The 12,999-nt window shown below is 69.7% G+C and carries 9 protein-coding genes, 1 tRNA gene and 1 pseudogene; 5 read left to right on the top strand and 6 right to left on the bottom strand.

What is annotated here, in order from left to right:
• Positions 1-255 precede the first annotated feature (255 nt).
• Entirely contained in the window at positions 256-1,917 is a 1,662-nt protein-coding gene (locus tag AB0910_RS19930) for a trypsin-like peptidase domain-containing protein (RefSeq protein WP_366745922.1), read from the top strand.
• Between the two features lie 85 nt (positions 1,918-2,002).
• Here AB0910_RS19930 and AB0910_RS19925 read toward each other — a convergent pair whose 3' ends face one another.
• Positions 2,003-3,655: a cytochrome c biogenesis protein CcdA gene (locus AB0910_RS19925; RefSeq protein ID WP_366745921.1), complete on the bottom strand. Its 1,653-nt coding sequence runs from the start codon at positions 3,653-3,655 to the stop codon at positions 2,003-2,005.
• Between the two features lie 154 nt (positions 3,656-3,809).
• Here AB0910_RS19925 and AB0910_RS19920 point away from each other — a divergent pair.
• Together AB0910_RS19920 and AB0910_RS19915 are read left to right on the top strand one after the other, a co-directional pair.
• A tRNA-Ser gene (locus AB0910_RS19920) sits at positions 3,810-3,896 on the top strand.
• A gap of 212 nt (positions 3,897-4,108) precedes the next feature.
• Positions 4,109-5,356 (top strand): crosslink repair DNA glycosylase YcaQ family protein, encoded by a 1,248-nt coding sequence (locus AB0910_RS19915; protein ID WP_366745920.1) that lies wholly within the window; start codon positions 4,109-4,111, stop codon positions 5,354-5,356.
• A 104-nt stretch (positions 5,357-5,460) separates the two neighbouring features.
• Here AB0910_RS19915 and AB0910_RS19910 read toward each other — a convergent pair.
• The 4 genes and pseudogenes from AB0910_RS19910 to AB0910_RS19895 form a co-directional block, all read right to left on the bottom strand.
• Positions 5,461-5,652: pseudogene (locus AB0910_RS19910) on the bottom strand (glycosyltransferase family 2 protein); the annotation flags it as partial.
• Between the two features lie 130 nt (positions 5,653-5,782).
• Positions 5,783-7,696, bottom strand: a complete 1,914-nt coding sequence (locus tag AB0910_RS19905; protein ID WP_366745919.1) for a DUF2075 domain-containing protein — start codon at positions 7,694-7,696, stop codon at positions 5,783-5,785.
• A gap of 86 nt (positions 7,697-7,782) precedes the next feature.
• Positions 7,783-8,745: a DUF3883 domain-containing protein gene (locus AB0910_RS19900; RefSeq protein WP_366745918.1), complete on the bottom strand. Its 963-nt coding sequence runs from the start codon at positions 8,743-8,745 to the stop codon at positions 7,783-7,785.
• Positions 8,746-8,906: 161 nt separating this feature from the next.
• On the bottom strand, positions 8,907-9,611 hold the full coding sequence (locus AB0910_RS19895) for a DUF4232 domain-containing protein (protein ID WP_366745917.1): 705 nt from the start codon (positions 9,609-9,611) through the stop codon (positions 8,907-8,909).
• Positions 9,612-10,002: 391 nt separating this feature from the next.
• Here AB0910_RS19895 and AB0910_RS19890 point away from each other — a divergent pair, with 391 nt between their 5' ends.
• Positions 10,003-10,944 carry a PRC and DUF2382 domain-containing protein gene (locus AB0910_RS19890; RefSeq protein ID WP_366745916.1) on the top strand — a complete coding sequence of 314 codons (942 nt, stop codon included), beginning with the start codon at positions 10,003-10,005 and terminating at the stop codon, positions 10,942-10,944.
• A gap of 120 nt (positions 10,945-11,064) precedes the next feature.
• Here the strand turns inward: AB0910_RS19890 and AB0910_RS19885 are convergent, their stop codons facing one another.
• Positions 11,065-11,961: a bifunctional DNA primase/polymerase gene (locus AB0910_RS19885; RefSeq protein ID WP_366745915.1), complete on the bottom strand. Its 897-nt coding sequence runs from the start codon at positions 11,959-11,961 to the stop codon at positions 11,065-11,067.
• A 455-nt stretch (positions 11,962-12,416) separates the two neighbouring features.
• Here AB0910_RS19885 and AB0910_RS19880 point away from each other — a divergent pair, with 455 nt between their 5' ends.
• On the top strand, positions 12,417-12,728 hold the full coding sequence (locus AB0910_RS19880) for a hypothetical protein (protein WP_366745914.1): 312 nt from the start codon (positions 12,417-12,419) through the stop codon (positions 12,726-12,728).
• Positions 12,729-12,999 lie beyond the last annotated feature (271 nt).

The raw sequence follows: 12,999 nt of genomic DNA, 5'->3' as shown, positions 1-12,999 counted from the left end.
TCATGGTCCCATCCCCGCGGGGCGGCCGGGTGAACGGCGGGCCTCTCCGGCCGGTCGGCGGGGGAGCGGCGCGCATCCCGGCGGGCCGCCTCGGGATGCGCCCGGATTGTCCGAAGTAAAAGATGGCCAAATGATGCACAGGTCCCGCTTACCGTGGCCCGACGTGCCGTGGGTAAGGGTTAACCACGACACTTGCACAGCGGGACGCTTGCCGACGACAGCCGTGGAACCGTGGAACCGAGGAGTAGAAGAGCTGTGAGCACCGAGAACGAGGGCACTGCGGGCGAGGGCACGGAGCGCCCCGCCACCCAGTCCGTACCTCCCGGGCCGGACGCCGCTCCTGAGGGGACCTCCGCTCCCGAGGGCGCGCCCCCGCATGCCGCGCCGCCCGAGCGCCCGGCCGCGGCCCCCGGCGAGCCGTCCACGTTCCCGGTCGGCACCCCGGCCGCAGCGCCCGCCCCCTCAGGACACGCGGACCCCCGCGACCGCACCCCGTACGGCGCGCCCCCGCCGCCCGAGCAGCCGCCGCACCACCACGCGGCGACCCACGGCGCGCACGCCGCCCATCCGGCCCACGCCGCAGGCGCCACCCCGCCCCCGCCGAGCGGCCCCCCTGCGGGCGGCTGGCCGCCGCCCCAGTACCCGGCGTACGGCGCGCCCTCCGAGGGCTACGGCGGCCAGGGCTACGGCGGCGCAGGCGAGGGCCCCGGCGGACCCGTCTGGGGCGCGCCGGGCGCGCAGCACCCGGAGCGCGGCGGCCGGATAAAGGGCGGCCTGATCGCCGCCGTCATCGTCGCCGCGCTCGTCGCGGGCGGCATCGGCGGCGGCATCGGCTACTGGGCCGCGTCGAGCGGCGACGACGGCGGCATCGGCTCCACCACGGTCTCCGCCGCCGACCTGCCCAAGGGCAAGGCGGCAGGCGGCTCGGTCTCCGCGGTCGCCGCCACCTCGCTGCCCAGCGTCGTCACCATCGACGCCACCAGCGGCAACGGCAGCGGCGACACCGGCACCGGCTTCGTCTTCGACAAGCAGGGCCACATCCTGACCAACAACCACGTGGTCGCGGAGGCCGCGAGCGGCGGCAAGCTGTCGGCGACGTTCTCCAACGGCAAGAAGTACGCGGCCCAGGTCGTCGGCCGCGCCGAGGGCTACGACGTCGCCGTCATCAAGCTGACGAACGCCCCCTCGGGCCTCAAGCCCCTGCCGCTCGGCAACTCCGACAAGGTCCAGGTCGGCGACTCGACCATCGCGATCGGCGCCCCCTTCGGCCTGTCCAACACGGTGACGACCGGCATCATCAGCGCCGAGCACCGCCCGGTGGTCTCGGGCGACGAGAGCGGCAACAGCACCTCGTACATGAGCGCGCTGCAGACCGACGCGTCCATCAACCCGGGCAACTCCGGCGGCCCGCTGCTCGATGCGCGCGGCGCCGTCGTCGGCATCAACTCGGCGATCCAGCCGGGCGGCAGCGGCGGTGGCGGCGGCCTCGGCGGCGGCAGCAGCCAGCCGGGCTCCGTCGGCCTCGGCTTCGCCATCCCGATCAACCAGGCGGCCACCGTCGCCCAGCAGCTGATCAAGACGGGCCAGCCGGTCTACCCGATCATCGGCGCCACGGTCACCATGGACGACAGCCAGCAGCAGGGCGACCAGGGCGGCAACGGCGCGGTGATCGCCTCCCAGGGCGTGAACGGCAGCCAGGCCGTCACCCCGAACGGCCCCGCCGCCAAGGCGGGCCTGCGCTCGGGCGACGTCATCACGAAGTTCGGTGACACCCCGATCGACAGCGGTCCCACCCTGATCAGCGAGATCTGGACCCACAAGCCCAACGACAAGGTCAGCCTGACCTACCAGCGCGACGGCCAGAGCCACACGGCCGAGGTCACCCTCGGCGCCCGCAAGGGCGACAGCAGCAACTGACCCCCGCCGCACGCTCCCCGTCTGCCCCCGGCGCCGAACAGGCACCGGGGGCAGACGCGTCGAGGGGCGGGTGGCCCGGCAGGCGTCACCCGAAGGTGAAGGAGTACGCGCTGAGCCCGGGCGAGAGCTTCACGTCGAGGATGCCGCTCGTCGGGTTGTCCCCGTGGACGAGGGTGTAGATGTCCGGCGCGCCGGAGACCTTGTACGTGGTGGTCCTGCCGCCGACCGTAGCGGTGAGCGTGCCCGTGCCGCCGACGTCCAGGTACACGTCGTCGGCCGAGTACGCGAGCCGCAGGTCCGCGTCCTTGCGCGCGGTCAGCGACTCCTTGCCGACGGACCAGGTGCCGCCGAGCGCGAACGCGTCCGCGGGCAGCGTGCCCGGGACGGTGAACTCGTGGACACCGTCGGGGAGTCGACCGCCCGCGAACGACCCGGCGCGCTCCGAGCCGAGATACGTCTCGGGCGTCTGGCCCTCGTCGGTCGGCGTGGTGTCGGCGACATGCGTAGGCGGCGGCAGGTGCACGCCCGGACGCGCGGCCGTCAGCAGCTGCCGGATCAGCGACTCGCTGGTGTCGTACTCGCCCTCGCCGACGGCCACATGGCGCACCTGCCCCTCCGCGTCGATCAGGTACTCGGCGGGCCAGGAGTCGTTGCCGAAGGCGTTCCAGGTCGTGAAGTCGTTGTCCAGCGCGATCGGATAGGTCATGTGGAGCCGCTCGGCGCCGGCCTTCACGTTCGCCGGCACGTGCTCGAAGGCGTACTCGGGCGCGTGCACGCCGACGACGACGAGGCCGTCCTTCGCGTACGCGCGGTTCCAGGCGTTGAGGTGCGGGATGGCGCGCTGGCAGTTGATGCAGGAGTACGCCCAGAAGTCGACGAGCACGACCTTGCCCTTGAGCGCGCTCGCCGGGAGCGGCCTGTCGCCCGGGGTGTCGAACCACTGCTGGATGCCCGAAATGGCGGGCGCCTTCCCGCAGTCGGCGAGCTGCGGGCTCGGCAGCTGCGCGCAGTGCTGGAGCCCCGCGGCCTGCTCGGAGCCGAGCGCGCCCACGGCGCCGCTCTTGTCGAGCGCCTGGTTCAGCGTCGAGGTGTAGTCGGGGACGGCGCGCTGGAGCACGTCCGTCACATTGAATGTCAGCGCGACCGCCAGCCCGATCACCACGAGGCCCGCCACGAACCGCACCCCGCGCTGCCGTTCCCTGAAGGCCCGCACGCGTTCGGCGACACCGCGCCCGGCGAGCGCGAAGAACAGCAGCGGCGCGGCCGTGCCCACGGCGAACGCCAGCGTCAGCGCGACCGTGCCCACACCGATCCGGTGCGTGGCGCCCGCGACGGTGATCGCGGCGAGCACCGGCCCCGCGCACGGCACGTACACCGCGCCGAGCGCGAGCCCGAGCACGAAGTCCCCGCGCTCCCCGCCGACCCGCCGCCGCCCGATCCGCGCGAACGGCCGCTCCAGCAGGTCCTGCACGGCAGGGAACATCATGGCGACGCCCAGCACGAGCAGCACCACGAGCCCCGCCCAGCGGATGATGTCCTGCGGCACGGGCAGGGCGCTGACGACCAGCGTCCCGAGCAGCGTGAACACGCTGAAGCTCAGCGCGAGCCCCACGACGACGAGATACGGCCGCCGCCGCACGCCGCCCGTCATGAAGACGACAGGCAGCACAGGCAGGACGCACGGGGATATCCCCGTGATGAACCCGCCGACAAGTCCGATCAGCACCAAGGTGAGCACGCCCTCACGCTAGCCCGCCCACCTGCGCCCGAAGCCCCACAACCCCCCGCAGAACCCCCCCTTCACGGAACCGTAAGAACTACCGCCACCCACCCCCACCCCCACCCAGCCGGTAGGCTGTCGCCTGCCCCACCCGCCCACGGCGGAGGGCCCAGGTGGGTTGCCCGAGCGGCCTAAGGGAACGGTCTTGAAAACCGTCGTGGCAGCAATGTCACCGTGGGTTCAAATCCCACACCCACCGCAGCTCAACGGCCCCTGACCAGGCACGTCGGTCAGGGGCCGTCGCGCTTGCGATGCCCCGCCGGCCCCCGCCCCTTCCCCGTGTTTCCCGCTCGATGGGGCACGGATGGGGCACGAAATATCCTGATCTGTAGCTGCAGAGAGGCCGGTCAGTACGGCTCGTATCGGCTGCAGCCGAGGGGCAGATGAACACGATGGGCGCGGAAAGCCTCTATGCTCGGCATCTCAATGGGGAAAACGGTTCGGCTGGATTTTGGGCTGCTGCCGGCTATCTGTCTACCTGGACTTCATTTTGAGATCGAAACCGGTTCTATCGCAGGAGTTTCTATGACGCGACAGTCTGGTCGGCCGCAGGAGCATCTGTCTCTTGTGGAGGCGCGGCAGATTGCCATCCATGGCGCGGGCATCTGCTGCGGGAATCGCTCCGTCACGCAGTCACTGGAACACCTGGGCGTGGTCCAACTCGATGCGATCAACGTGGTAGGCCGAGCTCACCAACTCACCCTGGGTGCCCGTGCTCCGGGAATTACTCACAAGGAGATCGATGTCCAGCTGTGGGGGCAGGGTGCCCCCGTCGCGTTTGAATACATGGCTCACGCCGCGTCTCTTCTGCCGATCGCGGATTGGCCTCTATGGTCCTTCCGGCGTCGATCCACCCGATCAGCGAACCTGGATTGGCGGCCAGATAATTCTTTGCAAAAGCGGCTGCTGAAGACCGTCGAGGAGAACGGACCGCTCAGCATGCGCGAATTGCGAGGAAATGAACGTGCGGGGCAAGGGTGGGACTGGGGTCCCACGAAGACAGCCATTGAGTATCTCCTGTGGGTCGGGGATCTCATCTGCGTGCGAAGAGAGGGGTGGCAACGTCGTTTCGATATGGCTGAGAGAGTCGTTCCACCGCACCACTTCACGGACGATATCGAAGACCAGGCCGCGATCGCTCACTTGCTGACAAAAGCAGGAGCCGTATTGGGGGTGGCGACTGCAGACGACCTCGCTGACTACCTGCGTATCAGCAAAGAACGCGTCCTGGCCGCCTTGCCGGACACCCCTCTGGAGGCCGTGCTCGTCGAAGGGTGGAACGAGACGGCATGGCTCACGCCTGACTCGCCAAAAGAAACTTGCCCACCCGTTGACGCGCAATTTATTGGTCCATTCGACAATCTCATCTGGTATCGACCGCGCCTGCGGCGTCTCTTTTCCGTTGAGCATTCTCTGGAAGCGTACAAGCCAGCGGCCAAGCGCAAATATGGATATTACGCCATGCTGCTTTTGGTCGGAAGTGACTTTGTCGCCCGCGCTGACATGAAGATTGAGGCGAAGGCTCTGCGCCTCCTTTCAATGCATCGGGAAGGTGAGAGGGAAGTGGCCCAGGGGGACCTGGAGCGGGCGCTTGAGCGCTTGACTCGGCTGGCCGGCCTGCCGAGCGCCAGCGTAATTGATCTAAGAGTTTCCCAGTAAGAACGGCTGATATAAGGGCTGCTTTTGTCGATGGGTGATGAGGTGGCAGACCAGTTTGAGGAGCGCTTCGTGGATGTCGGGTCAGCGTTCGTACCGGACGCAAATTACTTCTCCGACTGCGCCGCCGGGTAGTTCCATCGCACGTGCGCGAGGGCCCGCGGCCTCGCCTGCACCACGGCCATCCGGGCGTCTCGTTCTGCCGGGTCCGTGTGGGCGGCCTGGCCGGGCCACTCGCGGTAGGGCAGGCCCACGTCCGCGGTGAACCAGCCGGAGTTCACCGCGTTCAGGGCGAGCAGCCGGCTGTCGCGGAGGTCGCCCCCTCCCTCCCCGGGGGGTGGGCGGGTTGCTCGGGATCCTCGACGCGGCGGGGCGGGTGCGGTGGGCTGATTCTGGTGATTCGGGGAAGACGCCTGCATCGCTGTGGGATCAGGGGTGTGCCTGAGGCTTATTTCCCTCGCCTGGCCAAGGTTCCCGTGGTGCTCGTTGAGGCTCGGGAGTCCTGCTCGGTATCAACTCACGCAGCAAGGCTTGCGTTTCCTGGTCCACGGAGAAGAGTGCGGTGCCGACCAGGCCTCGGGTCAGCAGCACCTTGTACCTGTTCAGTGTGAGACGGAGGAACTCTTCGGGCCCCGCGCTGTCCATGCTGCCGTCCTTGCACTCTGCCCGTACGGCCTGCCACCGTCCGTTGCGCCAGACGAGATCTCCTCCGAGGATCAAGCCGTTCCATGCGTACTCGAATCCTTGAGCAGTGTAAATGCACCCGATCTGGCCGAAGCCGGCCGATTCGGTGGCCCAGAGAGACGACGCCGGGGCTCCGTTGACCGGGCGGTCGCCCCTGACGTTCCATGGCCGGCGCCAGTTTCCGATGACCACGTCGTCGACGAGAGTGCCGTCGCTGCGCGGATAGCTCCATTTCCAGCAGAACCCTGCCGTCATCCGCGCCGTGTGATGGGCTTCTTGCTGCGCGAGAAGGTGGTCCTCCATCTGCTGCGGCGAATCCGCTGTCAGCAGCTCGAAGTTCGGTTCCGGTTTCCAGACCACCGGACCGCCGGGTTCGATCCCCAACAGGCGCCGTACCCAGTGCTCGTAGGCGCGGCTTCCGCCGCAACGGAACTGCTCGTCCAACCTGACATGGCGGACGAGACACCCTCGTTGCTGCGCGGCTGCTGTGATCGACGCGACACTGCCCATCTCGCCGGGACGCACGACTTGGTGCTCGTCCAACAGGAAGACGGGAACTCTGGCCGCGTCGATGAGCTCCTCGGCCTGGGTCCTTCTCTGCCGGTAGGTCGCCGAAGAGCCCTGTCCTCGTGCGTGGTCCCGGATGCGATGAGCCTCGTCGCAGATGAGCACGTCGAGCTCGTTGCGGTCGACGGCTCCGAAGTTGAGGAAGTACCGGAAGAGTTCATCGACGTCCTGGCGCTTCTTGCCGACTACATGGTGAAGCGTCATGGTGAAGGATCTCGAGCCGGTGGCATGGACGACCTTCCGCCCGGTTCTGGCGAGGTGGCCCATCAAGTGCAGCGCGATCAGGCTCTTCCCGGAACCGGGTCCGCCTGACACGACGATCACCTCTTTCTGATCCTGAGTCCTTGAAAGCGCTGCGGCGCGCTTCACCAGGGACACGGCTGTCTGCTGTTCGTCCATGAGCACGAACTCGTCGCCGTAGAGGATCTCGTCGGCCGCCGCTGCCATGAGTTCGCGCGCCGGGGCGTGAGGGCTTTCCAGAAGGGCGTCGGCCTCGAGGGATCCTTCGAGCGGGGAAAGCAGAGTCTGCAGGTGTTGTATCAGCGCCCCGCGAGTTGTGGCGGAGTAGAGGTGGGCCGAGGCGTCGGACAGTGCGAACAGATCCAGGATGTCCCGGTTATCGGCATTGTGCAGGTAGGCAAGTCCCGTAATGCTGTCTCGCCTGCCGTCCAGGACGGCAGTGAAATTCGCCAGGTAGTCGCAGTACCTGCGCACTTGGGCCACGGGGTGCGGCCTGGCCCGGTTCCCCGTTCTGGGGACCAGGCACTGGTCCTCCGCGCCGGGCACCAGCCTCGCCGCACTCCACTGCTTGAGCTCGACGACGACGTAGGACGGTCTGCCCGTCTCGGGATGCGAACCAGCAAGTACTACATCCGCACGCAGACTGCTGAGGGGCAGTTGGTGCTCGATGAGGACTTGGACTTCATCGAGGCCGGCGTCGCAGAGTACCTCGGCGAGGGCGGGCAGACTGTTCTGCCAGGATCTGCGTTCCTGTTCCGAGGGGTCCTGCAGTAGAGCCGACCGGAAGTTGCGAGTGAGGCGCTCCACCAGCGCGGTGCCGCTGGTACGTTCCTGCAGGGCACGTGCGGACATACGAAGAAGGGCCACGGCCGTCTCCAAACGAGCTGACTGGATGTGGGGGGGGCGAGGGTTCTCGCGCCGGCTCGGGAAACGGCAGTTCACCGTGTGCGGGGCAGGCTGTAGTCGAGGTTCCGGGGCCTCAGGTCACCGTCTGCCGGAGACCAGTCCAGCAGGTGCAGCACCCGGCCTCCATGCGTGGCGTACGACTTGTTGCGGACGTCCACCTTGATATCGCTCACCACGTACAGGTCCACTGTGTGCCGTGGATCCCTGGCGTGCTGGACCTCGTTGATCGTGAGGTCCACGCTTGCGGCCGCCCCCGTCGTCCCCTTCACCTCGACGTGCCTTTCCTCGCTCTTGCGAGTGCAGTGGAGGTCGTAGGGCCGCCCCATGCGTGTGACCGTCCAGCCCTGGCCCTTGTAGTGGGCCACGGCGAGGTCTTCGGCGTGCAGTTCGACGGCCTTGCGTATCTTCGGGTCGGAGACGAAGCCGGTACCCCGGGGCCGGTGTTCCTTTGCCGTGGGCGCGACCACCTGGTCGGGCGTGAAGCCAGGAGTGAGCTTCAGCGGAACTGCCTGCTGCTTTTCCCAGTCCACCGGTATGCCCGCGGCGTCCAGCAGCGGCTGCGGATCGAGGTCCAAGAGCTTGCCGATGCCCCGGTCCTGGCCGGAGCGCCGTACGGCGTCACTGCCGGCGAGACCCAGCGGCCCCTCCTCGCTCAAGGGGACATCGTGAAGCACGGCCAACGGGTCCATTCCGAACCGCACCGGGTATTTGATCGTGCCGTCGGTCTGCTCGTCCGGCCAGTGGAGCGCCGATCCTCGGTAGAAGCCCTCGCGGACCGCGAAGAGGCAGACCGTGATCATTTTGTGGACCCAGACGTCGAGAGGCACACGAGGGGCTGCCCCGATCGCCAGGATGGCGAACTGAGCGTGCGCGGACGAGAACTCAGCCGACCATTCGGGGAATCCCCAGGTCCGGGTATTGATCCCGTGGCAAAGGTTGCGCTGGGATTCCATGCTCTGGCCGACATGCACCATGACGAAAGAAGCGGTCCGCATGCAGCTGATCGTATTAAAGCGTCTATGGGTGTCTGCTCGGAGGGCCTGTTCTGGCGGCCGTAGGTGGCTGCCCGTGCCCTTCCCGTATGCGGGAGCGCGGACTGGGCTCGGGGAAAGGACGGCGTGCGGCCCCGGGGGTGGGGCCGCACGGTGGGGTGGGGTTACTTGCCCGCGCCGACCGGGTCGACCGTGATGCCGGGGCCCGGGGTGGTGCCGTCGGTGACGGGGATGTTGATGGCCTGCGCCAGGGTGTGGGAGTGGGTCTCGTCGGGCGGGGTGACGATCAGGGCGGTGAAGGTGACGCCCGAACCGCCGGAGTGGTTCGGCGGGTAGTGCAGGGTGAAGCGGGTCTCCTGGCCGGGGGCCAGGCTCACCGAGGGCGCGGCGGCCCTGCTGCGGGACGCGCTGATCGTGCCGTCGCGGCCCTTGAGGTCCACGCCGGGGAAGCCGTGCAGGGTGCAGGCCGAGGGGCCGGTGTTGCGCAGGTTGACCAGGAGTTCGCCCTCCGCCATGGCGCCCGAGGTGGAGAAGGCGAGGTTCGCCGTGCGGCAGGTGCCGCCCGATGCGGAACCGGAGGCCGTGCCCGAGGCCGCGCCGGAACCGGACGCCGAGCGCGAGCCCGGGCCGGACGCCGCGCCCGGGTGGCCGGAGAGCGTGCTCGCGTTCGCCGTGCCGCTGCCCGAGCCGTTCGCGGAGTCGTCGGCGCCGCTCGAGACGCCGGCGGAGGAGGCGGGCGCGCTCGCGGACGAGTCGCTGTCGCCCGCCGCGGAGCCGGCCTTCGTCGAGGAGCCGCCGCCGCAGGCGGTGAGCGAGACGCTGGCGGCCAGGGCGACGAGCGTGAGGGCCGAGATCTTCCTGATGTGCATCGCTACTCCCTGAGGTCGGTCGTGAGGTCGGCCGTGAGTTCGGGGCCGGTCGTGACGGTGTGCCGGGCGGGTCCGTGACGCCCCGGCGGGGCCCCGCCGGTGTGCTGTTCCGACTGTTCCGATCCCCGCGGCACCGGCCGGGTTCACGGGCAGGACCCGCCGGGACGTGCCCGTGACACTTCGGTCGGCGGGCCGTGACATCGGGCGGCCGACCCCGGGAGGGAGGGGACGGGGGTGGTGGGGGCGCTTCCGGGAGCACCTCTCTGACCTGCGGTCTTGCAAGGTATGGCCAGGCCGGGGAGAGATTTATGGCGATTTACTCGGTTCTGGTGGTATTTGCGGCGCGATGTGGATACCCGGTACTCGAACCGCGAACCAAGGAGGAATCGCGATGATCACACAGGAACAGATCCCCGCGGTCCTGGACCACCCCGTCTACGACGCCGACGGGAACAAGATCGGTAGTGCGAAGCACGTCTTCTACGACGACGCCACGGGGAATCCCGAGTGGGTCACCGTGAAGACGGGGATGTTCGGTTCGAGCGAGTCGTTCATCCCCGTGCACGACGCCAATCTGGTGCAGGACCACCTGGAGGTCCCCTACGACAGGGACCAGGTCAAGGACGCGCCGAACGTGGACATCGACGCGGGCGGCCACCTCTCCGAGCAGGAGGAGCACCGGCTGTACCGGTACTACGGCCTCGACGGCGGCGGCGCGGGCGACCAGCGGCAGGCCGGCAGGCACGCCACGACCGACGCCGGCCCCGACGCCAGGGGCGGCGCGGCGGCGATGGGCGGCGCGGGCGCGGTGGGCGCCGGCACCCGGGGCGACAGCGCCGCGCTGCGGCAGTCGCGTACGGGCGGCACCTCGGCCCTCGGCAAGGAGGGCGCGGGCCGCGGGGACGCCGCGGCCGAGGACGTGGCGATGACCCGCTCCGAGGAGCGGATGCACGTCACCACGGAGCGCCGCGACGCGGGCCAGGCACGTCTCCACAAGTACGTGGTGACGGAGGAGCAGCAGCAGACCGTGCCCGTGCGCCACGAGGAGGTGCGCGTCGTACGGGAGCCCATCACGGAGGAGAACCGTGACGCGGCGCTGCACGGCGACGACATCTCCGAGGCCGACCACGTGGTGACGCTGCACGAGGAGCGCCCGGTGGTGGAGATGCACACCGAGCCCGTCGAGCGGGTCCGGCTGACGACCGAGGAGAAGGTCGAGCAGCAGACGGTCAAGGGCACGGTCCGCAAGGAGCGCATCGAGGCCGAGACCACGACCGAGGACGGCAAGAAGGGCCACATACCGGGCCGCGGGGACACGCCGCCCCGCTCCTGAAGCTCCTGAACCCCGTCACGCACGCGGGTCGGGGGTCAGGGGGGGCAGGGCACGGGTTCCGGTACGGCGTCCGCGGACGCGGCCGCGAGTGCACAGGGCGCACGCGGCCGCGTCCCGCCCTCACCGCTCCCGCGTCAGCCGCTGCGCCGAGGCGATCGTGGCGCGTGCCTCGCGTTCGGTGAGGCCGGTGTGGAGGGCGGCCTCGACGAGGGTGTCGGCGAGCGCCTCCCCGAAGCCGTGCTCGTACGCGCGGCACGCGGCCCAGAACAGGCGGGTGTTGCGCTGCCCCTCGTGCGAGGCGAGGACGAACTGCACCAGGCCCTCGCCCTGGCGGGCCGGGCGGCCCTGTCCCGGGCGCGCGGTGTGCCCGGCGTGCGCCGCGGGCGCGAGGAGGCGCAGCAGGGCGCGCGGGCAGGGTGCGGGCGCGCTGAGGTCGGCCGTACCGGGGGCGAGGCGGTACGCGCCGCGCGTGGCGACCGATCCAGGCCCGACCAGATAGCCGCCGCTGCCCCGCACGTCGATGCCGGGCGCGAGGCGGCCGGCGGAGTTGGGGACGACGACGTGGGCGGGGCCCCTGAGCCAGATGTGCCGGCCGCCGCTCGGCGTGAGGACGGTGACCGTCTCCGGCAGCGTGAAGAGGTGTTCGAACGCGAGCTGCTGGAGCGCCGCCACGGAGTCGGGCGTGGTGCCCGCGGCCGGCTCGTGGCCGCTGATGTCGAGGTCGATGCCGATCAGGTGGTACGGGGGCCGCCCGCAGGCGATCCCGTACCCCGTGGCCCAGGGCGCCGCGTCGAAGAGGGCGCGGACGGCGACGGGGTCGGTGGTCGCGTCGTACACCCCGTGACCGGGCAGGCCGCATTCGCCGCGGCAGCTGACGTGCCCCGGTTGGCCGCGGTGGGGCGAGCGGAGGGCGGGGAGCTTGGCGGGGGACAGGGGGAAGACGGGCAGCCCGCGCTCGGCGGCGGAGAGCGCGTGCGCGAGAGCCAGGGTTGCGGCGTGCCGGGCGGTGGTGGCCATGCGTTCATTTTCGCACAGTCGTTCGATCGAGTGGAAGAGGGATTCGATTGCTTGTTCGGGTCCGGGTCGCTCGGCGGCCGTGCGACGCGCCGGGGTGCGCCCGGCGCGCCGGTCGGCTGCCGGAACGGTTCACCCCTTGCGCGCACAGGGGTCCGGTGTCCGGACTCGTACCGGAACGCCCCCTTGAGGTCAGGAAAGGGGTTTATCGACAAGTCCTCACGCTTGCGAGGGAATAGATCCCTCCGGTCTGGTTCGCCGGGGATTCGGTGGGCAATTCTGATCTCGCGACGTCGAGAGCAGAACCGGGGCGGTCGGCCAACTGCCCCGGAAAAAGCCGAAGTTCACGCTGAATCCCGCAGTATGCGGTCCCGTGGTCCCACCGCAGGCGCGGGGCCCGCAGGACCCGCCGCATCCGCGGCAACCGCTGTACATCTGGTTCTCTGGAGGAACAAGACATGGCAAGCATCCGCACCGCCCGCGTCATCGCCGCTTTCGCCGCGCTCCCCCTCGCCGCCGCGCTGTTCACGGGGGTCGCCTCGGCCGACAACGGCAGCGTCGCGGACGACGGATCGAACGCGACCGTGGCGACCCTCGCCGGCAGCGGCGTCGGGCACAACAACTACGGCAACTCCACCACCACGCAGCAGGTGGCGACCGGTGCCGGTGCGTCGAACCAGAACAACACGGCCAATGTGATCGGCTCCGCCTTCACGGCCATCGACCAGCACAACGACAACGTGACGGTGGCCTTCCACCACCTGTGGTGAGCGGTCCCGGCCGGGGGGCCGGGGGACTGACCGAGTGGTGACAGCGGCGGTCCGCGCGAAGGGTGTGGGAGCACTCGTCGGGTGCGAGAGCACCCCGCGCGGACCGCCGCGCTCGTGTGCCCGCGGCCGGCGGCGCACCCCCCCCGCACCCCCCGCACCCCGCGCCGCCGCGGCGCACGGCCGGGCCCGCTCACCACAGGTGGTGGAAGGCCCCCGTCACGTTGTCGTTGTGCTGGGCGATGGCCGTGAAGGCGGAGCCGATCACATTGGC

It is taken from the genome of Streptomyces sp. NPDC047002 (assembly GCF_040704505.1).
Taxonomy (GTDB): Bacteria; Actinomycetota; Actinomycetes; order Streptomycetales; family Streptomycetaceae; genus Streptomyces.
The sequence above is the reverse complement of the archived record's forward strand: the minus strand, read 5'-3'. Positions and strand labels throughout refer to the sequence as shown.

What these genes read in the sequence shown, in the direction of transcription:
- AB0910_RS19915 (WP_366745920.1), top strand. Translation starts at nt 4,109, where the DNA reads ATGCTCGGCATCTCAATGGGGAAAACGGTTCGGCTGGATTTTGGGCTG.
- AB0910_RS19905 (WP_366745919.1), bottom strand. Translation starts at nt 7,696, where the DNA reads ATGTCCGCACGTGCCCTGCAGGAACGTACCAGCGGCACCGCGCTGGTG.
- AB0910_RS19900 (WP_366745918.1), bottom strand. Translation starts at nt 8,745, where the DNA reads ATGCGGACCGCTTCTTTCGTCATGGTGCATGTCGGCCAGAGCATGGAA.
- AB0910_RS19895 (WP_366745917.1), bottom strand. Translation starts at nt 9,611, where the DNA reads ATGCACATCAGGAAGATCTCGGCCCTCACGCTCGTCGCCCTGGCCGCC.
- AB0910_RS19890 (WP_366745916.1), top strand. Translation starts at nt 10,003, where the DNA reads ATGATCACACAGGAACAGATCCCCGCGGTCCTGGACCACCCCGTCTAC.
- AB0910_RS19885 (WP_366745915.1), bottom strand. Translation starts at nt 11,961, where the DNA reads ATGGCCACCACCGCCCGGCACGCCGCAACCCTGGCTCTCGCGCACGCG.
- AB0910_RS19880 (WP_366745914.1), top strand. Translation starts at nt 12,417, where the DNA reads ATGGCAAGCATCCGCACCGCCCGCGTCATCGCCGCTTTCGCCGCGCTC.